This is a genomic window from Ornithinibacillus massiliensis, from assembly GCF_018310345.1.
GTDB lineage: Bacteria > Bacillota > Bacilli > Bacillales > Amphibacillaceae > Ornithinibacillus > Ornithinibacillus massiliensis.
Genome location: NZ_JAGXBY010000001.1, coordinates 161116 through 185480 on the forward strand (window position 1 = coordinate 161116; position 24365 = coordinate 185480).

A 24365-nucleotide genomic window follows, 5' to 3' on the forward strand; every position below is an offset into this window, starting at 1 on the left:
AATCTCCTTGAAGGGGGAAAAGAAGAATGGGTAAATTTAGAGATGGAGTCAAATCAATATCTGGGTTAGGAATAAATACATTTTTAGATGTTGCTTCTTCATATGCATCCAAAGAAGCTAAAGAACAGGTTGAACATTTTGCAGTTGAGATTGCAGCTGATGCAGGTGCCTCACTTATACCAGGTATTTCCGGTGCAGTATCATCATATAAGCGAATGCAATTCGAAAAAAATATTAATAGAATTATTGAAGAACTAAAGGCTTGTATTAATGATATTCAAAATAATTTCCAATCTAAGACAGATAAACAACAGGAACAAATAGACAAATTATTTGGATATGTATTTGAGTATGCTCTCAATGAACCTCAAGAAGATAAAATTGAATTTCTTATTAATGGTTTTGTCAAGATAGCGATGCACGATTATATCACTGAAGATTTTGTTTTAACTTATTACGATGTAATGGAGGAACTAAGATTAGTTGATATTTCTGTATTAAGAATTTACAGTCAAAATTTATACATAGGACAAGGTTCAGAGACGTTTCATGATGTAATGGAGCAGCATGGTTTGAGTTACGAACAATATGATTCGGTTAGAAATAATTTATTACGGCTTGGTTTGTTAACTACAAAAAAGGAAGTTCAAACATTAGGAGACTTAGAGACACTTTTTAAATCTATCAGTGAAATTCATAAATTTTTAAACATTGCCTTTGGTAAGACCAAGAAACGATTACCAAGTTTAAAAGAGCCTAAAATGAAAGCGAAAGATCAATTTCAAATTTTGAAATTTGGTAGAGATTTCGTAGGGTTTTTCTTAGAATCTTTACAAGAAACCGATAAATGAAGGTGGGATAATGTGTCTAATTTAAATGCTCTTGTAGTTGGGGTTAGTAATTATTATATTCCTGATGTTGTTGACCTACCTTTTTGTATGAATGACGTTACTTTAATGGAAGAAGCTTTAATAAAAGGATTGAAGGTACAAAAACAAAATATTACAACTTGTGGGAAGTATGGCGAAGCTAAAACAGAAGATTTTAAGCGTGCTTTATCTAAGGTAACAACAATTGATAAAAATGATACTCTAATTTTTTACTTTTCAGGTCATGGTGCTACTATAGATGGCCAACACTATCTAGTTTTTAGTGATGGAATCATAAGTACACAAGAAATTATAGAACACTTTAAGGAAATCCAGGCAAAGAGTAAGGTGATATTATTAGATTGTTGCTTTTCGGGTAACTTTTCAATTGATGAAACTTCTTCTTTTTACATCGAAAAGACAGTAGAGGAGTTTCAAGGTGAAGGGTATGCAGTGTTATCATCTAGCAATTCAGACCAAGTCTCTTATGGACATCCCGAAAAGCCTGTAAGTGTATTTACAAGTTTTCTCTGTGATGCATTTCAAGATAAGCACATAGTCAAACAAGGAAAAGTATCTTTATATGATATACAAAGACTTGTGTCCTTGTATTTAGAAGTGTGGAATAAAAGAAATCCTGATAAAAAGCAACATCCCATTTTCAAGGCAAATATGGGAGGAACAATATTCTTCGATGTAAAAGAATATCAGCCGTACTATTCAACCAATATATATGCCGAATATGACAATTATATAATTTACAAAGTTGAGCCCGTTCATACAGGCTTAGCCAAAAGATATTCATTTAAGGTGATTTTAAAGGAACCGCTGTCATTAGAGGAAATAGGGAAGATATCATTAAAGATCAAAGACCGGGCTAAAAATATTGAAGTCTATAATAATGAAATTGCCGAAAAAAGGTGGATTAATAAATTACCAAACATTATATGGGTTTACTTCGGTAGAGATGAAATTGATATAATAAAAAACAATTATATATGTCATACAACATGGGTAGATGAAAAGCAAGATAAAAAATGGTGGTATAAAGTCAATGGTAAAGAAACTTTTATCTTAAATGGAGTTCATTACAACATTCATCCTTACTATGAGCAATTAAGAAGCTTGAATATAGAAAACACAGCTAGCAAAGAACACTTGGTATTTAAAACAAAAGATATTCTATCACGAATGATAACCCTCGCGGAGAAAGTAATAAAGATATATAACGATTATAAAAATGGGGAAATAACTGAAGAGGAATTATTTGAGGAAATGGATGCGTATATACCTGAATTGGACAAGTGTTTTATTATGAGTACAGATTTAGATATAGCACCGATTGAATTGCATGATTGGGACTTGGCATGTTCAGGATTATTTGGAACAATCCACGATTTTACATTATTTTATAATAAAAAATATAAGTCACTAAGAACATCAGAAAACAGAAGGGCTTGTATGGAAATGACTATAAAACAGTATTATTCGGATTTAAATAAGATAAGTAAATTAGAAGACCAAATACTTAATGTATGAGAAAGTGGGATGAAGCATGAGGCCGGAACTCTTGTATCAATTTTCTCTACCGAAGCGGACGAACCGTCCCGACACATTTATTAATTGCTATTAGAAAACTGATATCTTAGCTGCCAGAGTAATATATACTGATAAATTCCTTTTAATTATAATTATTTTGAGATACATGTAAGTGATATTGTGTTGGGGGATGTTTTTAAAAGGGCAAGAAAGGAATTGGAAGAAAGAGGATTCATTGAATGGCGTTCGAGGGGGAGAAATCTTGCGCCTTTTTACAGGATGAAGAGTCTTTGTGTGGAGTTTAACAGTGCTGGAGGGTATGGGTCTAGTTTAGTTGAAACAGACGTGGACCAGCAGGTGAACCGTCAAACGGCCCCTTTAATTAAACAAAAGGAAACAAAACAAAAAGAAATGAAACAAAGTCGTCAAGAAGGGACAAGAACTGACGCGGTTGCTTTTTATCAAGATAACTTCGGTCTAGTCACTCCGTTTCTGACCGAGGAGCTCTTATCGTGGGTTAATGATTTTGGTGATGAATTTGTAATTGAAGCAATGAAACGGGCGCTTGTACGTGGGAAGTTGAACTTTAGTTATGTGAGGGGCATTATGAATTCTTGGTTGAATCAGGGGATTAGGACTGTGGAGGAGTTGAAGCTTAGTGAACTAGAGGGGAGGAATAGCAGGAATAGTGGTTCTGGCTGGAATCGTAGTAGATCTCGTAGTGATGAGGTTGTGCCGGAGTGGTTTTTGGAGAGGCAGCGGAAGCGGAAGGAAGATTATTTAGCTGACGAGGAAGAGGGGGATGCTGGGGAGATGTTGAAGGAGTACTTGGCGCAGAGGACCGTGTAATGAGGCGATAATTACGAACAAGGTAAATATTTGTAAGCTTAGAGGGTGCACATTCTTTGGAAGTTTATTATACTAATTGTGGAATATTGGAAAATTACTACCTTTTTGTTTCCGCTTAAACTCTTAAACCTTTCTTTAGCCTTTTCAAACCTTTTTATAATCTTTGACTCTATAGAAGGAGATTTTTTAGGAGAACGGTTAAGACTCTCAATCCACCTTCAGCAGCTAAATTGGAGTAGGCATCCTTACTATTTTTATATCTTCCTTTCTAAAGCAAGATATGTCTGTAAACTCAACTTCCCCATACTTATATTTAACGACATGACTATCCGGACCACCTATCTGTAGTCCCAACGGCACTTCAGGCTATTACTAGTTCTACAATTAAGAACTTACCCATCATTCCTTCATCTTCATGCTTTAAAATATGACAGTGATACGTCATGGATATTGGGCATCTATAAAGTCTCAAATTCTACGACTAATTTAACGCTTCTTAATTGGTTCATTATTCAAAGGAACGGCGTCATTTGCTACTAAATTAAAAGGCCGACAATCATATAGCTATTGGTCTATTTTACACATCTGATTTATTTCGGAAATTCGATAGTCGAAAGACAACTATTTCAGCAAATCAAAACCACATCTATTTATGATAAGGTTCCAGGTACTACAAAAATTAGAAGTATACTACCTCCGCATAAAACAAATTAATGATAACAATCAATTTTAAATTTTCTTTCTTGATTTTATTCTCATTTAATGAACCGCCCTGGCATGAATACGTACAATACCACAAGGCTTTTATCTAAAGTACGGTAAATGCTATACGTAAGTCTCCTCATAATTTATTTATTTTTCACTCGATATTATTCATTAGCCTAGACCAGTTTTAAAGACAACCTAATAATCCGTTATTGATTTTTAGTTTTATTTCAAAACCAGAAGATAAAAACCCGAAATAAAACAACTTAATAAATATACAGTTAGTATTGCGATTAGGAATCCAGGCGATTTATTAACAAGGACCATCAGAAAAACAAAGTATCGCAAAACTCGCTTTAATTGAACCACCTATACCTTGTAAAGGTTATTTCACTTTAGAAAAACCTCCTTTAAATAATTTATTTGAAACCGAACAGGTATAATTCTTGTTCGATTTTTTGTTAACTTTATTTGTAGCCGAATAAGTAAATATTATTCAAAAATTCTAGAAGACAAAGATGCAACCTTAAATTGACAAAGCGCAACCCCTGAATGATAGATAAAAAGTAAAGAATAATTAAAATAAATGATGACAATTAAAATTTAAGGAGGATAAAAATGGATGTAGTAGATGTTAGAGATTTAACAAAAAGTTTTGGAAGATTTACAGCTTTAGATGGTGTGAATTTTAGAGTTCGAAAAGGAGAAGTATTTGGATTTATTGGTCCAAACGGGGCTGGTAAATCAACTACAATCCGTGTAATGCTTGGAATTTTAAAAGCAACAAAAGGGGATGTTAAATTATTTGGTAAAGATGCATGGAAAGAAGCAGTTGAAATACACAAAAGGATAGCTTATGTACCAGGTGATGTAAATTTATGGCCAAATTTAACAGGAGGAGAAATTATTGATTTATTTATGAAATTACGGAGCACAAAAGACAGAAATAAAAGTAAAGATTTGATAAGAAAATTTGGTTTAGATCCTACAAAAAAATGTCGAACTTATTCAAAAGGAAACCGACAAAAGGTAGCTTTAATTGCAGCTTTTTCATCTGATGCTGAGTTATATATTCTAGATGAGCCAACATCGGGACTTGATCCTTTAGTAGAACAAGTATTTCAGGAGTGTATTATGGAGCTAAAAAATAATGAAAAAAGTATTCTTCTTTCCAGTCATTTTCTTTCTGAGGTAGAAAAATTATGTGATAAAGTAGGAATTATCAAACAGGGAAAGATTATAGAGTCCGGTTCGCTAGATGAACTGCGTCACTTAACTCGCACACATATACTTGTTAAGACTAAACAATCCATCTCATCTTTAAATGAATTACAGGGTATTTATAATATAGAGGAGACCAATCAGGAATTAAGGTTTCAAGTAGATACAGAGCAGCTCGATAACGTCATTTCTTATATTAGTCAGTTCGGTATCTTGAAATTAGAGAGTAATCCGCCAACCCTTGAAGATATATTTATGCGTCATTACGAAAATAAGATTGCGGAAGTAATGAAGGAATCAGGGGGTCTCTTAAATGCTACGGAGTAGATTTGCCAACACTGGTAAACTAGCGCAGTTTATTTTCCGTCTAAATAGGATAGGAATATTATTCTGGACAATTGGCTTAGTATTATTCACAATAATCATGGCAATTTCTTTCAATTATTTATATGAAACTCAGCAGGATAGAGATACAATTGGTAAGGCAATGGAAAATCCTGTAATGACAGCAATATTAGGGCCGGGCGAAATAAATAATTATACAACTGGTTCTATGACGGCCCATCAAATGTTATTAATCACTGCTATAATCGTCAGTATAATGGCAATTTTGCTTGTTACACGTAATACAAGAGCAGATGAAGAAAAAGGTCGTCTAGAGATAATTCGCTCTTTACCATCTGGCAGCCTATCCCAATTAAACGCCTCAATAATTGTAGCAAATGGAACATTTACTGTTCTAGCAATATGTATAGGGTTTGGATTAAATGTGCTTCATATCGAGAGTATGGATTTGGAAGGTTCAATGTTGTATGGTGCTGTTTTAGGTGGCACAGGTTTTATTTTCACTGGAATAACAGCTATCTTTGCTCAACTTTCCAAAAGCTCAAAAGGTACAATTGGACTTTCAATTTCAGTACTACTTCTAGCTTATCTTTTTCGAGCTGTAACAGATATTAGTAACGGAGTATTATCCTGGTTTTCTCCATTAGGGTGGGTATCGAAGGCTGAAGTGTATTCATCGAATAATTGGAATCCAATCATTTTAATGTTGGGTATATCTTTATTATTAAATATAGTTGCCAATTGTCTAAATAGCATACGTGATTTGGAGCAAGGATTCATAGCTTCCAGACCTGGAAGAAGATTTACTTCCCGGTTTGTACAAGGACCAGTTAGTCTCACTTTTCGATTACAGCGTACAGGATTTATTTCTTGGACAATCTGCCTATATATACTTGGTGCATCTTATGGATCGATTTTTGGCGATTTGGAGATATTTCTAGGAGAGAGTGAAATGTTTCAACATGTAGATGCTACTTTTATTACTGAACAATTTATTTCAACTTTAATGGTAATCTTTGCTCTTATAGCGACCATTCCACCAATTGTTTCTATGAATAAACTACGTGCACAAGAGAAAAGAGGGTATATAGAACATTTAATTGGTAATATTGGTTCAAGAGCAAGACTTATCGGATCATACTTAATTCTAGCAGCGGTTAATAGCTTTATAATGATATCTATTAGTGCGCTTGGGCTATGGTCAACTGCGACAGTTGTGATAGAAGATGGCCTTGAATTCGGGCTGGTATACTATGCAGCCATGGTATACTATCCGGCAACTCTTGTGATGATAGGAATCGCTGCTTTTTTAATTGGATTCTTTCCAAAGTTGACACCTTTGATTTGGTTATTTTTAGTTTATTCACTCTTTGTTAACTACTTTGGGAATATAATACAATTACCAGATTGGACAAGTCAACTTTCTCCTTATTATCATATTCCACAAGTACCTGTTGAGGACACAGCTTTTAAACCATTGTTCTTACTATGTGTTTTAGCGTTATTATTAATAATATTTAGCTTCTTTGGTTACCGAAAACGGGATTTGATTAATTAGTTCAAATAAAAGGGGGGATACTCCCCCCTAACTTCAAACACTACTGTGCATTAGACTAACATAATTGGACTTCTTTCATGGCTTATTTACAATAAGTGTTGTTTGTGATTCATGAGAAAAGTGTAAATGTAATACCTCTACGAGATCATTTTCAGATAAATTTTCAAGTGTAGGCAATACCCTAAATAAATTCATTTCATTAAAGTAATGACGTGTAAATTGGTTAGCAATAAATAGTGGTGAGTTTATCGACTTTAAGAAAAAACCAATCACTTTGTTAATTGCTCTTTGTGCATCTTCTTGTTTTATAGATTCCATTTTATAATTATCAATTGTTTCATTTACCATTTGAATGATAGCTTCAGGATCTTGACTGTCCCCACTTATTATTGAAAAACCAAACCCCTCTTCATTGGTACAGTCATAATTAAATGGCATATTTATATAACCATAATCATACAATTTTTCATATGTCATTGAGCTTTCACCAAACATTAGCTCAAATAAAACATATTGAGATAACTCGTATTTTAATAGGTCCTGACCTTGTCTTTTTGGGTTAGGCTCTTTATGACCAATAAAAAATTTAGGTATTGGAACTGAAAACTTCATTAAGTCTGATCTTTTATTCACAATTGCATCTTCATCAGTAGGTATACGATAAAACTCTCCAGTTCCTCGGAATATTTTATTCTCTTGATTATTTTTAATATGCTTTATTAATTCATCGGGAACTACTGGCCCTATAACAAAAAGTAACATGTTGTTAGGATGATAGAAAGTATCGTAACAAGCGTATAAATCCTCTTTTGTGATTTGATTGATGGAATCTATTGTTCCTGCTATGTCATTTTTCGCTGGATGATTATTATACATGTTCTCTAATATTTTAAATCGAGCACGCCAGTCCGGATTATTATCATACATTTTAATTTCCTGTTCGATAATTCTTTTTTCCTTTTTTATCATTAAATCTGTAAAGTATGCATCTTGCACAAAGTCTAGTAGAGTTGAAATATTTTTATATATGTTAGTAGTAGTTGATAATGTATATGAGGTGCGGGTAAAATTTGTAATTGCATTAATCGTTGCTCCTTCCTTCGCAAATGAATGAAGGACGTCACCTTGTTTACTTTCAAACATCTTATGTTCTAAAAAATGTGCTATCCCATCGGGAACTTGGATCGGAATTTTTTTTTCAAGAGGTGAAAAATAGGTATCTATGGAACCGAATTTTGCTGTCAATGTGGCAACTGATTTATAAAAGTCTTTCTTAGGAAGTATGAAAACTTCAAGGCCATTAGATAATTTTTCATAAAACAAGGTCTCTCCTAGTTTCTTAGAATGGATTAATTTCACTTTTATCATCCTCCTTTCCACTTAAAAAGTATATTGTATCAAGCTCCCACTTATTTACTGCACGAATAACATCATTCTTTGATATCTTGCTAATTCTTTTAATCTGATTATTTATATTAGATAATCCACTATCAATAGCTTGTACTGTCAAATCCATAATCCCTAATGGAGTATCATATGCTTCTAGGAATAGGTGAATCAGCATCGCTTTAGCCTGTTCAACTTCATCTTCTGTAAAGTCTCCTTTTTTCATTGCATACTCCTGTTCTCGTATTAAATTAACTGCGCGTTCATAGTTGCCAAAGTCAATTCCAGCCATCGCAATCATCAACCCTTTATTACTTTCTATTTGTGAAAAAGCAAAATAGGCAAGACTTTCCTTTTCACGTAATTGGGTAAATAGCTTAGAAAACGGAAATCTGCCAAAAATTGCGTTTGCTACCCTTGTAGATTCATAATCTTTATCTTGTATGGTGGCAAAGGTTCTATAGCCCAACAGGAGGTTTCCGTGCTTAACATCCATTTTATCTTGAATAACCTTTACTTTTTTTCTAACTTTACGATCTTCTGGAATTATTATGTTATAGTTTTTGTGAAATTGTTCGCAAAATATATCCTGTACTATGAATTTAACATTTTCTTCATTAAAGGAACCAATTATGAATAGACTAAAGACAGCGTTTTGAAGTAAATCTTCATACACTTGATAAATAGATATTGCATTAAGGTCGTCGATATCCTCTTTTCTCCCCGCTGCGGGAAGTTCGTATTGTTCCCCCTTAAACATTTCTTCTATTAAACGATTGTTAGAGTAATGCATTTTCTCATTATAATTGGAATTAATACGTTGTTCTAAGCTACGTTTTTCTTGTTCAACAATAGAAGATTGAAATACACCATTTTCAAGTGCTGGATTATAAACAATTTCGTGTAGTAAACTAAGGGATTTTTCTATTAATGAATAAGAGGTATTTATATATTGATCTGCTGGGATTTCTATATTAAGAGAGATAATATGACTATCTCCTTTTTTATAGACATCAGGGGTAAGTGTTGCTCCATACATTTCATCCAGTTTTTGTTTTATAAGCCTACGACTAGAGTAGTTTCTTGACCCACTAATCAAAATATAAGGAATTAGCGCTCTAGCCGTAGTAAGTTCCCTATGAAGAGGAATCTTCATTGTTAACGTAATACTAACTGTTTTAAATTTGAGAGTATTACATAGATGAAGTTGTAAACCATTGTGATTACTGGAATTTATACTTATGTTTTCCATTTAGTAACTTCCTTTCTATAACTTATAGGTAATCTTCAATCACCTTTTTTATGTGAGATATTTGTATTTGAAACGTTATAATGAGGGTACGATTTTATGTACTATCTCGATTATTTTTCTCCATTCAAATAATGAGTTTTTAGTGTAAAAGAAAGGGAAAATTTAGAAACCATTCCACAATTAGTTTGTTGAAATAATTCAAAAAGTTTTTTTTGCTGAGAGACAAAATTCCATCTTTTGTCTTAAATATCATAATAGTTTAAATATGCGGAAAATGTCAATGATTTTTGTGAATATTAAGTTGCCATGTGTTTAGTATTTTGACTCCAGGTTATTCTAAGAAGAATTGGATATCTTGTTGAATTAAATTAATGGGTAAGCCTGCGATACTGAACATATTTTATATATATTGAATGTAAGAGGTTTCCTTGTTCTGGATAAATTAGCAAATGTGTTCAAAATAATTTAAATAGTGAAATGCATATAAAAACTTTATAAATCCTTTCCTAAATCATAAATAGTAAATAAGGAATTTTTCCCTAAATCTTATGTAAAACATGTTCTACTACAAGGTTGCAACTGTAAGTTGACAAAGTGCAACCGCTACATGGTAGAAGTTGGAGTGATGTTTCTCTAAGATATAAGTAGTTATAAGGAAGGAGGATATATCTAACGAAAAATTAAGAAGGAAGTTTTAAAATAAAAAGTGAGGAAAAGAAGTCTGATATTTACGAGGTGCCAAGAGTAAAGCCGATACCAATTAAGCCATCATAGGCAAAACCTTTTAAAAATTATGTATAGTTCGCGATATGTTAAGTTACTTGTGGTACACAATTTTGAAGCCTAGATTTAGCTAGAAGTTACTTTTTCAATAGTAATTTCTCGATGAACTGAATAATAATTAAGAATTATATGGTACTTTTACATCAAAATGTGGTAAATTGCAGTTAACAGCATTCGGGATGTATCAAAAGGGGGATAATATTAACTTCAGTTCTTGAAATCCTTACTGACTTTTTTCTAGCCAGCACTCTACTTAACTTTGGTGTAAGGTCCGCCCCAGAATAAATGCTGTTCTGTCGGGAACAGTCCATATTGCCTGCTATTACTGAGATTATGGCTATCTCATTAAAGATGCTTTAAATAGATGAAACAGTTTAAAGCAAATTAATTTCTTCCGTGTAGAGTCTAGTAAGTGAGATTATCTCTTCCTTAAGGACAGATTTTCGTGCTTTAAGGTCTTCAAAGTACAACATAACAGAGAGTTTTCCAGCTAGTTCGGTAATATTAAATCCTTCAATGGTAGGTTTTAAATCTGGAATTCTTCCTTCATTAACAAAAAACAAATGGTTCAAAATCGAATACTGTTGGGTCCTCTAACAACAATTGTTAGAAAATAATCATAGATTCTTATCACAAATATAAAATTAGTTAATTTAAAACGTTGACGCATAAGGTAACGCAATTGTCGAATATCAAGATGAAGTTAAAAGGCTTCCGGGCACGAGAATATGTTAAATAAACCAGTAATCCATTTAACACCCTTCTTATTCGTCTTTTTACCACGGATAACCTTGATGTAAGTATTGACTGACTTATTAAATGTTTGGAATAGAAAGCAAAATAACCTTTATAGTTACGTGTATGAAAAATCCGCTCAGCACAACTATACTTTATAGCATTTTGTGCCTTAAACGAAAGGAATGATTTTAAAAATGAAACAAATATCTATTATTGGAGTTATTTTTACTGTAGGAGTATTAGTTCTTTTAAAAGTTTTTCAGGGAGATATTCCAAGAATTGATGAACCAATAACTAATACACTCGTCTTTTTGGGGTTCATTATTTTTTGTGTTCTATATGGGATATCGCAGATTAAAAAAAATAATAAAAAAAAATAAAGTAATGGAGATAAGTATGGAGAATATTTTAGAAGTTGAAAATTTAAATAAAACTTATGCAGAATCCAATTTTGAACTAAAAAATATCACGTTTTCCATACCATATGGTTCGATTGTGGGATTTATTGGTGAGAATGGTGCTGGGAAAACGTCAACAATGGGAGCAATATTGGGTACATTAAAAGTAGATAATGGCTCCATAAAAATTTTCAATCAAGAGATAGACTATTCAAATGAAAAGTGGAAAGAAGAGGTCGGTGTTGTTTTTGATCACATGAATTTCCCCAGTAATCTAAATATTATTCAAATATCAAATATCTTAAGTTACATTTATCAACAATGGGATACGGAGAAGTTCTTTCATTATATTGAAGACTTCTCTTTACCCAAGAATGATAAGGTTGGAAATTTTTCACGTGGGATGTCGATGAAATTATCCATCGCAGTAGCACTCTCACATAATACAAAATTACTGATGTTAGATGAGGCTACATCTGGTTTAGATCCCAAGGCTCGAAATGAAATATTAGGTGTATTTTTAGAATTTGTAAAGGATAAGAACCGGTCAATTTTACTATCTTCCCATATTACAAGTGATATTGAAAAAATTGCTGATTATCTTATTTTTATTAAAAAAGGAAAGATTATTTTGCAGACAAGTAAAAAAGAACTATTGGATAATTATGCCGTTATCCAGTGTGCATCAACAGAAGTAGGGCAAATAGACTCCCGTGTTATAGTTTCACATAGATATAAAGCAGGTTTACTGGAAATGCTTGTTTCAGATAAAAATACAATACCCGCTACATTTAAAATAGAAGATAACTCGCTAGATGAGATCACGTTACTATTAATGGAAGGGGATTGTTATGAAGGGTCTCATGCTTAATAATCTATATTCAGTGGAAAAAAGTGTAAGATCTTCCTCTTTGTTAACTGTTATTGCAGTAGTTTTTCTATTTCTAACTAATCATTCGGCAGCATTGAAGTTAGCTGCATTTTTACCATTTGTACTTATACCTGTTCATGCGTTTGAAGTATTAAAGTATGACGCTATGTCAGGGTGGAATAAATATGAACTCGTACTTCCCATATCAAGAAAAAGGGTTGTTGGGAGTAAATATTTGACTTTCTTGTTGCTGGTTATTTTTAGTTTTTTATTAGTTTTTAGTATTTCTTTTGTCGTTCATACTCTTATGTTCCCTACCATTTATTCCGTATTTTTGAATTATTCACTGCGAGGTATGGGACTAATCATATGTATAGCTGCTATAATTTATCCATTCACTTACAAGCTTGGAACAGATAAGTCAGATTCAATTATGATGGGAAGTGTTGGCTTTTCCTTAGGTATGTTTTTCGCAATAGCTTTTATAATTGATTTGATAGGTGTAGAAGGATTTGATGAAAAGTTCTCCACTTTTTTCTTCATGTTATCAATTATTTTTCTAACCATTTCTTATATAATTTCAGTAAATATATATATAAACAAAGAGTATTAAATTCATAATGATCGGAAGGAGCTAAAAGTAAATGACATTTGGTGAAAAGCTTTTTAAGTTGAGGAAAGAAAAAGGGCTTTCCCAGGAGGCTTTAGCTGAGAAATTACACACATCGAGACAGGCCATAAGTAAATGGGAGAATGGTCAAGGATATCCTGAAACAGAAAAGCTTCTGATGATTGGAAATATTTTTGGGGTCTCCATGGACTATTTATTAAAGGATTCTGCAGATCCAAGAGGAGACAAAGAGACAGGATATTATGTTAGTAAAGAAATGGCAGAGGGGTATTTAGTGTCTACACATAAAGTTTCTAAATATATGGCATTGGGAATTTTCTTAATTGCATTGTCCACAATCCCATATTTTATCTTTAAACAAGACCCATCGGTATACATTATCCCAACCATCATTTTAGCTACATTTGGTATAGGGATGTTCGTTTCTGTATCATTTATAGAAGACAGTCAATATAAAGTACTTAAGAAAGAGTCCTTGTTTTTTGATGAAAAATACCATAGCGAGTTGACAGCAAGGTACGCACTTTTGAAAAAAAAATACGGTGTTATTAATTTCATAGGTATGTGTTTATTTGTTGCAGGACTCTTAGCCTTTGGAATAGACAGAAAATATATTACCTCCGAATTTTTAGTACCATATTATCCAGTCTGTATAGGAATGATTTCGATTGGCTTGTACATTATTACACGAACTTCAATCTTTCTTGATGCATATAAACTATTGGCAAAAAATGAGGAGTATATTAATAGTTTTAGTTTTAAAATTCGCAGGAAGGTAAGAGAAAGGGTTGACAAATTATAATACCTGGATTTATGTGTTTTTTGATTTTAAATGTTTACCAGAAAGGTTGTATGATTTAATATTACTATATTCATTATATTCATCTTCAAGGTACTCGTTAGGTAGGAGAGTGTGGGTGAATATGTTCGTAGCAGTTAGCATCCTCGCCCTCTCTCACTGTTCAATAAGGTATTAATAGAACTAATACATCACCACACACGTTCCTTTTCTTTTTCGAGTTTCCCAAACCGGAATTTTGTCGGTCAAAATAAAATACATACATGGAAGCCTTTACTTTTTATTTTATGCCATTATATTGATTTTGGCAAAAGAGTTCAACTTTATTACATTCTTGTTAGGTCAATTGTTGTTTAGAAAATTCTCGGTATAAAGAGTGGGTCTTTGCCAATTCTTGGTGATTGCCACGCCCCGTTATCCGGCCTTGTTCTATGAATAGTATTTGATCTGCATGAACAATTGTTGATAATCGGTGGGCTATTACAAAGGTGGTTCTTCCTTCCATTAAACGTGTTAGTGCTTGTTGGACAATACTTTCCGATTGGCTATCAAGGCTAGCTGTTGCCTCGTCCATCATTAAAATTTTCGGATCTCGTAAAAAAGCTCTCGCTATCGCTATACGTTGCCTTTGTCCTCCAGAAAGCAGTACTCCTCTTTCCCCAACCTCTGTATCAAGACCTTCAGAAAACTCTTCAATAAATTCTTTGGCATACGCCATCTCTGCCACCTTCCAAAGATGCTCGTCTGGGATTTCCTCCCAATTACCTAATCCGTAGGATAGGTTTTCCCGAATGGTTCCTGCCATCATGGGACTATCTTGAGAAACATAGCCTATTTGCCGACGCCATGAATGAATGGAAATATCTTTAATAGGTGTTTGACCTATGTAAATCTCACCCGATTCTGGTTCATAATATCTTTCAATTAGTCCAAATATCGTTGATTTCCCTCCGCCACTTGGTCCAGCTAATGCGATTAATTGACCGGGTTCTGCGTGAAAGGACACATTTTGTAGGATTGGCTCGTTCTCAACATATGAAAAAGAAATGTTTGAAACTGTAATGGATCGATTACTAATATCAACTTCTATTCCCTCTTGTCCCTCTTCCAATGAGAGGTTCAAGATTTCAATGATCCGCTCTGTCGCTCCTTTAGCTTTTTGTAATTGTGTAAAGAACATCGCGAAGGTTGTAAACGGCATAATGATTTGGAACAGATACAATAAAAATGCAACTAGTGCGCCAGTAGACATTGTTCCACCGGCAACCCTCATTCCTCCATAGCTAATAATAATGACAATGACAATCATAATGGTAAATTGCATTAAGGGGGAAATTAAGGCGAAGATTCGTCCTTCCTTTATTCCATATTCAAGCAATTTTTGTATTCCTAATAACCCCTTTTTCTCTTCATTTTTCTCAGCAGTAGAAGCTTTCATTAATCGGATTTCACCTAATGTTTGCTGGATGTTCCCAGTGAATTGAGCTGTTTCATCTTGTAAGTTACGAGATATTTTCATCATTTGGCGGCCTACAGGCATAATGATAGCTAATGTAATAGGAACAGCAAATAGCATCATTAACGTCATTTTCCAGTCCATCAAAAGCAGCAGTACGACAGCACCAATTATGGATATAATTCCTGTGATAAATTGAGGAAAGTGGTTGGAAATTAATTCTTTGACAATACTTGTATCATTTACGACACGGCTAACTGTTTCACCACTTGATGTTCTATCAAAATAACTAACAGGTAAACGAATAAGTTTATGCCACATTTTTCCCCGTAGACTAGCGACGATCTTTTGACCTACAACTGTTAATAAATATATAGATAATCCACTTATAATAGCCTGAATGATAAAAGCAGTCCCTATTAGGATAATCAGTTTGGGGTTTATTGAATGGATGGAAAACCCATCCACTAGAGCTTTTGTGAGTAGTGGGATAACTAGTCCAGTAAGCGTTGTTATAACACTTGTTATTATTCCTAATATAAGTGCAGATTTAGGCATTTTAATTGAGAGAACGAGATTCAAAAAGGGTTTTAAACTATTTTGATTTTGAACCACCTGTCTTAACTCCTTTCAAAATATAGAATAGTCTATAAAATATTACTATTAGAATAATAACACCTTTTTGTTTATTTTGATAATATAATGACAAGAAAGATCATTAAACTAGTTAATCTTTAGTGTTAATATAATTTATTTAAAATTTTTGTAATAATTAGTAAATATATGGTATTGTTTACTTTGGGGGGGATAAATTTGGAGAAACAATTAATATATATGGCAAAATCATTTGTCGATAAAGGGTTTATGGAAGATAGTATCAAAAATAATACAAAAGATTATATCGAATATAAATTTAATCAGTCTATTGAATTTGCCAAAATTACTGCTATTCATTTTGATATCTTTAGAGATCAGAAGATTAATATACATAAAGTGAAAGCGATGACAATTATAGAATTAATTATACTTATATCAGATATAATGGACGATATGCAAGATGAAGATACGCGTCAAGATGCACCATGGAGTAAAGTGGATAATGCATTTAATTTTAATATCATTGTTGGAATATTACTTATATGCTTAAAAGAAATGAATGGAATTGGAAATTTTACAGACAAAAGTCTGATAACACAAAGGGCGAACAAGTTATTGTTACAATCCATTTCTGGTCAACAGATAGATTTAAAAAATGAATTATCGACTGAAATGGATTATTTCTATATGTGCTATCTAAAGTCAGGGTCTTTAATTGCATTAGCATGTTTATTAGGAGCAGGAAGTGTTAATAAGCAATTAAGTAAAAAGATTATTGAATATGCCAACTATCTTGGGGTAATTTTTCAATTGAGAAATGACGTTAATGATATGAAAAACGGTTTTGAGAAAAATGATCTATTATATAGGAAAAGGACATTGCCAATATTATTCTATTTAAACACAGAGGATGAGGCGTATACAAGAATCCAAAACTATTATTCAAGCAAAAATTCATCAAACCTCGATGTTTCAACGATTCATCAAGATTTGATGATTGAAGATGCACTCATATATTGCTGGATTACTGAAAAGATTTTTATTCGCAAATACGAGAGAGTAATCAGTCAATTAAACATAACAAAAAAACAAAAAACTTCATTACTAAGTATTATCTCCAGTTAGTAGGGACCGGAAGCGAGTAAGCAGTATTTCTAATATTATTTTTGATTGCTTCATTAATAAAAGATGCTTCTTCTGGTGAAAGTTGAAGATTTATGTTTAGGCGACTATCCTGGTGGTAAAACTTTGATGGGACGTTCATTGGAGTTTTGTTTAATCCTCGCTGAACAAGCTGCATTATCATTATTCACCCCTCCTTTCTAGATAAGGATAAAAAAGGAGTAGAAGATAAATGCTAAAAGTAAACAAATACAAACTAGTAAAAACAACTTTTTATCTACTGCATATTTTTTTATTAATTAATTTAATCCAGAAATATAGTAATGCTTGGAATATGCTATTTTTACCGGTTGCATTTTCAGCAATTACTTCTATCTTAACTTATATTATATACATACATAGTGATAAAAAAACCAGTAAATTCCTAATTTATTTTTTACTAGCAGGTTCTTTATCTTACTTTACCTCAATTGTACAGTCCATAGAAAACTATTTAGCTATTATTGTATTCAGTATTTCTTTCCCTTTAACGAGTTATTTTTTTAATAAATTTACTACGGAAATATTATATAATAGACGAATTATTAGAAGAGAAAAAAATAAACTTAAAAAAATAAATTTGTACTTTTTAGTAGTTGTCATAGGCCTTGATTGCTTTGCTAATATCTTTGAAGAAATGCTAGATATAAGTAAGGTTGCACTTATTCTATACTTCTTTACTAATATTTCATTACCGTTATTAAAAATTATTTATTTTTTGTTGGTTAGTAAAGGAGCAAGAGAAAGAACTTTTCTAATCTGGTTGTTAGTTATTCCCTTGGTTGCATTTGCCCCTTTTATATTTTTGCACGCTTTTCCTCAAATATTTTTCAAGGAGGGGGTTAATGCTTACGTCACTGCGTGGTCATTCTTTGTGATTCCAATTGGATACACTTATCTCATTCTAAACAAGAAGCTCTTAGATCCTCAATTTATTTTTAATCGCACCATTTATTATAGTTTTTTATCGTTGATACCTTCAATTTTTATTATTTTTTTTCTGTATTTACTATATCCTATGTTTAATATCTTCGACTTGATACAATTGTTTGTTATTGTAATTTTATTTAATACAATGTTTTTATTTGCAAAGGAACAAATTGATTATTTATTACGTAATTCACTTTTCCAAGATAAGAATAATATTGTTCAATTTGTTGAAAGATTAATAGTAGAAATAGAAAATTGTTTAACACTACAGGATTTAAAACAACTTGCAATAAAAGAGATTAAAAAAAGGTTTCATAATGTAGATGCAACTATTGTGAAATTTAATACCCGTACCAAACAATTAGAGAATGAGTATTTAATAGGGCGAAATAATTTTGAAAACATTCCATTAAATAAGATTATTAATATTAAAGGTCAAATAATCATAGACTATAAAAGCAATTTTGGAGTTTGTTTATCAAAAAGTTCGGATCGTATAGAATATCTATGTATTGGTGACCATAAAGAACGTTCACATTTTAGTATCTATGATAAATCTTGGTGCATGGTTTTTATTTCATATCTTAGACTTACCTATGAAATTATAAGAATAAGTGAAGACTCTGTAACTCAACTAATAAAGGGAGAAAAAGTTACATCCAATGCAATATCGCGTTTCCTCTTTCATTTTGCTGAAGCAGAAAGAAGGAGACTAGCTGAAGATATTCATGATACGATCTTACAAGATCAAATATATATTTATAGAGTATTAGACATACTTGCAATTGAAAACAACCAACCTGAATTAAGAAAGTTGAGAGACCATCTAAAAGAAATTATAGATAAAACCAGAAGAATATCTACACAAATGATGCCTAAAGCTTTATCGATTAAGGGCCTAGTCTATTCTTTAAATGAACTACTTGACCAATTCAAACAAAAATCCCAATTTCAGTTGAATTATGAAGTGGAGCTAACCACAGATCACTTTGACCATTATGAAAAGCCGCTATTGATTTATCGAGTAATCGAGGAGTTAATAAATAATGCTATAAAGCATTCTGATGCTGAACAAGTGTCAATAATTATTTGGGAGACGGAGGATCAAATAAATATTGATTATTTAGATGACGGTAAAGGTTTTAATTATAAAGAAACGCTTCACCAAGGTCGAATTGGACTGAATAGTTTAGTAAGACGAATTAATAATATTTATGGAACTATTGAGTTTGCTACAGATAATCCAAAGAAAGTACATATATATGTAACGATACCGAGGTGATTAGATAAATTGTTAAGAATCTTAATTGTAGATGATCACTATATTGTAGGAGAAGGAACGAAAACTATATTAACAAAAGGCGGTGATATATCAGCACATTATGTATCTTCCGGAGCTGAAGCTTTAGCGTTAAGTGAGGAATTTGATATTTATATTATAGATATTCACATGCCTGTAATGACTGGAATTGATCTATCAAGAGAACTATTAAGTATCAATGCTAGAAGAAAAATTATTTTGTATACTGGATTTACAGAACAAGAAAATCTATATATATTCACTGAAATAGGAGTAAGCGGTATTATAAGTAAAACAGCAACAAAATCAGAATTGATTGATTTGATTCAAGCAGTTGTATCAGGGTATACGATTGTACCCTTAAGCTTATTTAAGAATAAAAATAAGTTAAATTCGGAAAGTAAACAGCATGGATTAACAGAAAGAGAACTGATTATTTTGAAGGAGATATCTAAGGGGTTAAGTAATAGAGAAATTGCTGATAAATTATTCTTGTCTGATCGCACAGTAGAATATCGTTTGACCAAAATTTATAGAAAGTTAGGTGTAAAATCTAGAATCGAAGCATTAAATATTGCTTTAGATAATAAATTCTTTGAATAATTTCTCAATAATTTAATTTGATAATGTAGAAGGATCATATTCTACTGTTAACAATGTAAGATTCTTGCCATGTATTTATAATTCAAATAATTATATCCCTGCCATTTAATCTGAATAATATTAAAAATAACCACTCTGTTATGGGGAAAAAGCTACTGAATAAAAACCTTTTATAATAACTCTCTCATAGCAGGTGTAAACAAATTTGTACCCTATCTAGTTTGCGTATGAGAAAAGTATTGTGGGAAACCCTAAAATCAAATAAAAAAATTGTGGTATTCCGCATAAGAAAAAATAGGGGATTTTAACGGAATATACAGTTATTTTTTATGCTAGTATGAAGCTAGATTAATAATCAAACTATTAATCTAGTAATTTAATAAGGGGTGAAAATGAAATGGAACAGGTTCTAAATTTACAAAAGCTTCCTCAAAATGAAGCAGGAGACGTAGCTGTTGCTTGGACTCCAATTACTTTGACAACTCTATGGTCAACAAAAAGTGAGAATTGCTAATTCCCATCAAAGGTAAGACATAAGATACATCACTGGAAGACCTAGTTGGATTTATTTCTTAACTAGGTCTTCATTTACATAATACCATTAAAAAATAGCATTAAAGTTAAAAAAATCTTTCTTATTTCTTAGCTTATAATATATCAAAAAAATACTTGGGAGTGAATCTGTGATGAGCAATCTTCTTTTTGAGCACTTAAAAAAGCCTGAAGTTTTTGAGCCAAGTCCTGATGATATTTGGACAGATCCTTTAATGTCAAGCTTAGTAATGGATGAACACCTAGACCTAAATACTCCAGGAGGAAGTGCAAATGATAAATTTATAGAGAAGTGTGTAAACTTTATTGCTGAAATTGCCCCTCCGAACAGGTACGAGAAAGTTATTGATTTGGGTTGTGGACCAGGTTTATATTGTAAAAAGCTTGCAAGAAAAGGGTATGAGGTAACCGGTATAGACTTTTCAGAGAGTTCTATACGTTATGCTGAAGAACAAGCGGAAGAAGAAAATATACACATTAAATATAGAGTTGAGAATATCTTGAATTGGGAAGAGACGAATAAATATGACCTAGCACTATTAATTTATTATACTTACAGCTCATTAAATAAACAAGAAAGAGAAAAGGTATTAAAAAATATATATAATAGTTTGAATAAAGGTGGAATACTAATTATTGATGGGTTTTCTGCAAATGTTTACGAAGATTTTAAGGAAGAACAAATTTGGAGCTTTAACAAGAAACAAAGTAAGTTATCTACAGAGCCCCATCTTGGATTTATTCAAAATCTAAAATATCCAAATTTAGTTACACTAACAAAAACAACAGTTTTATTAAATAATATCCCCCCAAAAACATATAGTTATTGGTATCAATATTACTCTAAAAGTTCATTTGAGAATGAAACTAGTATTGCAGGTTTTAAAACAAAAGGAATTTATATGGATGTTTCAGGTGAAAAATACAGCAAAGATGGAAACAGTATAGCGCTTGTAGTAGAAAAATAATATAAGTTTTATACTTGCTCAAAAAGATCTATGAGAGGAAAGGGATATATTTAATGGATAGAAATTTTGCTTATTATGATTATTTAAATGAAGATTCAAATTATTTCGTTCCCATTAAACCATCATACTCTGGTGAAGAATATTCGGTAGTAAATTTACCAGACGGTTGTATTATAAGTGATGATGAAAGATCAGTATGGAAAGTCTATAACTTTAAGGAAAGTGTTTTAATAGAGCAAGGTTGGAAAATCCATATTAGTGCGACTATAAATAAAGCAAAGGAAGTATTAAGTATAGTCAGCGATCTATTAATAGATCGCAAAATAGCTTTTAAACATCTTAAATCTGAGTATGAATTTATAAACACAAATTCAAAGACTGCAAATAGAGCTAGTTCAGGAAAATTTATTACTATCTATCCACCAAGTAATGAAGAGTTTTTAAACTTATTAAATTTATTATACGATAAACTAAAATTATATGAAAAGGGGCCTTATATCTTTAGTGATAAGCGTTGGAGAGATAGTAATATTTATTATAGATATGGTGGGTTTATTGCAATCTATAACGAAGATGGTGAAATGTGTATTAAGGACGAAGAAGGGAATTTGATTGAAGATGAAAGAGTTCCTTATTATCAAGTACCAGAAATGGCAAAAGAATTTGATCAGTTTTTAGATACTCTAAACAGTAAATATACAGTAGAAAATAACAATAATAGTAAAAAATTTGCTGAATATGAATTCAAAAGTGCTATTCGTTTTACTAACGGTGGTGGAATATATGAGGCAATGAGAAAAAAAGATGAAAGAAAGGTTATTATAAAAGAGGCAAGGCCAAAAGCAGGATTAGATGGCCAAAAATATGATGCTTTAGAAAGACAAAAAATCGAATATGATGCCTTAACAAAATTATCTAAAGTAGACGGTGTAGTTAATGTATTAGACTATTTTACCTATTGGGAGCATAGTTATCTTGTAGAGGAATATGTTGAAGGTATAAGTTTAGAGCATTGGACCGCTGCTAACTACCCTTATACAGCAAACAGTGATGTTATTACTTATAAAGGGGATATAATAAATATTATTTCAAATCTGGTAGATATCGTTGATAATATGCATAAAGAGGGCATCGGTATGGGAGATTTACAACCAGCAAACATAATAGTATCTCAAGATTTAAAGGTAACCCTCATCGATTTTGAAACAGCCCGACCAAAAGATTATGAAGGTAAATCACCAATGCGAACTTATGCATATTCCCACCCAGAAAATAAAAATAACGGAGAGAGAGATTGGTATGCCATAAAGAAAATACTACGATATTGCTTTATGCCAATTGGAAATATCGAAGACATAGATCCTGGGATGTACGAATATCAATATCAATGGATAGTAAGAACTTTCGGAGAAGATTCACAGAATTTTTTACAAGGTATAATAGATAAATGTAACAAAAATTTGTCAATAAAAGAGAAACCTAACTATGCTGATAATCATATGAAAAGAGCAAATAATATACCTTCTATCATTGAAGGGATTAGAAATGGTATTCTTAAAAATTTAGTATATGGTGATAAGTTAGTACAAGGTGATATAAGACAATATATAGATAATGAAGGGAAATTAAACGTACAAAATGGTGCTGCGGGAGCAATATTAGCATTTTCGAGATCGGGTATTCTAACTGACGATGTCAATCATTGGGTAAAACAAAAGTTTATTCAAAACTTGGGTACTGTATCACAAAATGGTCTTTTTACAGGTAAGGCAGGAATCGGAGCACTCCTTTATGAAATCGGCTATAGAACAGAAGCGCTGAATATTTTTGAAGAAATTGATACAAATCTTGATCCTTTTGACATTACGCTTAGATCTGGGCTTGCAGGTATTGGTCTTATGTTAATTAGCTTATATTTAGAAGTAAAAGATGAACAATACCTTTCAGAGATAGAATCGATATCAAAATCAATAGACAATTTTATCTCGGAGAATAACGAATTAACATCTAAAGATTGGTCGGGTATTCCAATAGGTATAATCGATGGATGGTCTGGTGTATCACTTTTTTATTCGGCCTTATATTCGATCACAAAAGATGAAAGTCACTACTTTAGAGCACTTGATTTAATTAATAAGGATTTAGAAAAGACACAAGAATCAAAAATGACACTACAAACTTTAGATGATGCCAATCGATTATTACCATACCTTTCAGGCGGTTCAATAGGAATAGGGATAGCAATAGTATACTTGAATCATGTAAGCGGGAAAAGGCATTTTCAAAAAGAGCTAAGTTTAATTACTAATTTGAGTAGTGTTAAATGTACAATAAACGCAGGTTTATATGATGGGGCTGGAAGTTTCTTATTAATTCCCCCTATGCTTGGTCAGAACAACTCAAATTACATATATTCAAGGGAATATGTAATGAATTTAATTAGTTTATTCTTTATTTGTAAGAGAGACCATATCTTAATTCCAGGTTATCTTTGTTATCGTTTATCGGATGATTTTCAGACAGGAGGTTCTGGAATTATACTAGCACTTCAAGGGATTTTAAAGGATAATCCCCTGTATACGTTACCCTTAATAAATATCGATAGTTTTTATAATCGTACGAGTTTCCTAAAGGATGAATCTAAAATACATGAAGTGTATAAATAAAATAATTACAAAATGAAATAATTGCATGAGATTAAGGTTTAAAAAACAACTTCATGCGATTATTCGTTTTATAAAACATTAAGCAAATTCATGTTTTTTGATATAACGTTTCAATTATTGTGTTGCCCCTGACCGTCACTATATATAAGTAATAAGTAGTTTGCTAGTTACAAGAAAACAAGCATTGC

The 24365-nt window shown here is 32.0% G+C and carries 20 protein-coding genes; 14 read left to right on the forward strand and 6 right to left on the reverse strand.

The annotated features are described in order from the left end of the window. Positions 1–26: 26 nt before the first annotated feature. The 3 genes from KGF86_RS00830 (at position 27) to KGF86_RS00840 (ending at position 3257) form a co-directional block, all read left to right on the forward strand. Positions 27–851 carry a hypothetical protein gene (locus KGF86_RS00830; RefSeq protein ID WP_211740851.1) on the forward strand — a complete coding sequence of 275 codons (825 nt, stop codon included), beginning with the start codon at positions 27–29 and terminating at the stop codon, positions 849–851. A 12-nt stretch (positions 852–863) separates the two neighbouring features. Continuing rightward, entirely contained in the window at positions 864–2408 is a 1545-nt protein-coding gene (locus KGF86_RS00835) for a caspase family protein (RefSeq protein WP_211740852.1), read from the forward strand. Positions 2409–2702: 294 nt separating this feature from the next. Continuing rightward, positions 2703–3257 (forward strand): DnaD domain-containing protein, encoded by a 555-nt coding sequence (locus KGF86_RS00840; protein ID WP_211740853.1) that lies wholly within the window; start codon positions 2703–2705, stop codon positions 3255–3257. Positions 3258–3618: 361 nt separating this feature from the next. On the opposite strand, the gene KGF86_RS19625 is transcribed toward KGF86_RS00840, so the two are convergent. After that, positions 3619–3702: a multicopper oxidase domain-containing protein gene (locus tag KGF86_RS19625; protein ID WP_425516468.1), complete on the reverse strand. Its 84-nt coding sequence runs from the start codon at positions 3700–3702 to the stop codon at positions 3619–3621. An 878-nt stretch (positions 3703–4580) separates the two neighbouring features. On the opposite strand from KGF86_RS19625, the gene KGF86_RS00850 reads away from it, so the two are divergent. Next, positions 4581–5510, forward strand: coding sequence for an ABC transporter ATP-binding protein (locus KGF86_RS00850; protein ID WP_211740855.1), 930 nt, complete (start codon positions 4581–4583; stop codon positions 5508–5510). Continuing rightward, entirely contained in the window at positions 5497–7086 is a 1590-nt protein-coding gene (locus tag KGF86_RS00855) for an ABC transporter permease (protein WP_211740856.1), read from the forward strand. Before KGF86_RS00850 ends, KGF86_RS00855 begins: the two co-directional genes overlap by 14 nt. Before the next feature lie 75 nt (positions 7087–7161). Here the strand turns inward: KGF86_RS00855 and yfmH are convergent, their stop codons facing one another. The 3 genes from yfmH to KGF86_RS00870 form a co-directional block, all read right to left on the reverse strand. Beyond that, positions 7162–8454: an EF-P 5-aminopentanol modification-associated protein YfmH gene (gene yfmH / locus KGF86_RS00860; protein ID WP_211740857.1), complete on the reverse strand. Its 1293-nt coding sequence runs from the start codon at positions 8452–8454 to the stop codon at positions 7162–7164. After that, positions 8426–9724 carry an EF-P 5-aminopentanol modification-associated protein YfmF gene (gene yfmF, locus KGF86_RS00865; RefSeq protein ID WP_211740858.1) on the reverse strand — a complete coding sequence of 433 codons (1299 nt, stop codon included), beginning with the start codon at positions 9722–9724 and terminating at the stop codon, positions 8426–8428. Before yfmF ends, yfmH begins: the two co-directional genes overlap by 29 nt. Positions 9725–10881: 1157 nt before the next feature. Continuing rightward, the gene (locus KGF86_RS00870; RefSeq protein WP_211740859.1) at positions 10882–11079 is read right to left on the reverse strand and encodes a hypothetical protein; all 198 of its coding nucleotides are present in this window, start codon (positions 11077–11079) and stop codon (positions 10882–10884) included. A 562-nt stretch (positions 11080–11641) separates the two neighbouring features. Here KGF86_RS00870 and KGF86_RS00875 point away from each other — a divergent pair. Genes KGF86_RS00875 through KGF86_RS00885 form a run of 3 tightly spaced genes read left to right on the forward strand, consistent with a single transcriptional unit; the run spans position 11642 to position 13947 of the window. Continuing rightward, entirely contained in the window at positions 11642–12514 is an 873-nt protein-coding gene (locus tag KGF86_RS00875) for an ABC transporter ATP-binding protein (protein ID WP_211740860.1), read from the forward strand. A 13-nt stretch (positions 12515–12527) separates the two neighbouring features. Continuing rightward, positions 12528–13127 (forward strand): ABC-2 transporter permease, encoded by a 600-nt coding sequence (locus KGF86_RS00880; RefSeq protein WP_211740861.1) that lies wholly within the window; start codon positions 12528–12530, stop codon positions 13125–13127. A 31-nt stretch (positions 13128–13158) separates the two neighbouring features. After that, complete coding sequence (locus KGF86_RS00885) at positions 13159–13947, forward strand: helix-turn-helix domain-containing protein (RefSeq protein WP_211740862.1); 789 nt, start codon at positions 13159–13161, stop codon at positions 13945–13947. A 334-nt stretch (positions 13948–14281) separates the two neighbouring features. On the opposite strand, the gene KGF86_RS00890 is transcribed toward KGF86_RS00885, so the two are convergent. Further along, entirely contained in the window at positions 14282–15958 is a 1677-nt protein-coding gene (locus KGF86_RS00890; RefSeq protein WP_211741195.1) for an ABC transporter ATP-binding protein, read from the reverse strand. A gap of 255 nt (positions 15959–16213) precedes the next feature. Between KGF86_RS00890 and KGF86_RS00895 the strand changes: the two genes are divergently transcribed. Next, positions 16214–17122 carry a polyprenyl synthetase family protein gene (locus KGF86_RS00895; protein ID WP_211740863.1) on the forward strand — a complete coding sequence of 303 codons (909 nt, stop codon included), beginning with the start codon at positions 16214–16216 and terminating at the stop codon, positions 17120–17122. Here the strand turns inward: KGF86_RS00895 and KGF86_RS00900 are convergent. After that, a complete protein-coding gene (locus KGF86_RS00900) occupies positions 17109–17303 on the reverse strand; it encodes a hypothetical protein (protein WP_211740864.1) in 195 nt (64 codons plus the stop codon). The genes KGF86_RS00895 and KGF86_RS00900 overlap by 14 nt on opposite strands. Before the next feature lie 48 nt (positions 17304–17351). Between KGF86_RS00900 and KGF86_RS00905 the strand changes: the two genes are divergently transcribed. From KGF86_RS00905 to lanKC, 5 genes are all read left to right on the forward strand, one after another. After that, the gene (locus tag KGF86_RS00905) at positions 17352–19370 is read left to right on the forward strand and encodes a sensor histidine kinase (protein WP_211740865.1); all 2019 of its coding nucleotides are present in this window, start codon (positions 17352–17354) and stop codon (positions 19368–19370) included. 9 nt (positions 19371–19379) lie between these two features. Further along, on the forward strand, positions 19380–19991 hold the full coding sequence (locus tag KGF86_RS00910; RefSeq protein WP_211740866.1) for a response regulator transcription factor: 612 nt from the start codon (positions 19380–19382) through the stop codon (positions 19989–19991). A 397-nt stretch (positions 19992–20388) separates the two neighbouring features. Then, positions 20389–20505 (forward strand): class III lanthipeptide, encoded by a 117-nt coding sequence (locus KGF86_RS00915; protein WP_211740867.1) that lies wholly within the window; start codon positions 20389–20391, stop codon positions 20503–20505. Positions 20506–20677: 172 nt separating this feature from the next. Next, positions 20678–21511: a class I SAM-dependent methyltransferase gene (locus tag KGF86_RS00920; protein WP_211740868.1), complete on the forward strand. Its 834-nt coding sequence runs from the start codon at positions 20678–20680 to the stop codon at positions 21509–21511. A 53-nt stretch (positions 21512–21564) separates the two neighbouring features. Then, complete coding sequence (gene lanKC / locus KGF86_RS00925; protein ID WP_211740869.1) at positions 21565–24177, forward strand: class III lanthionine synthetase LanKC; 2613 nt, start codon at positions 21565–21567, stop codon at positions 24175–24177. Positions 24178–24365: the final 188 nt, after the last annotated feature.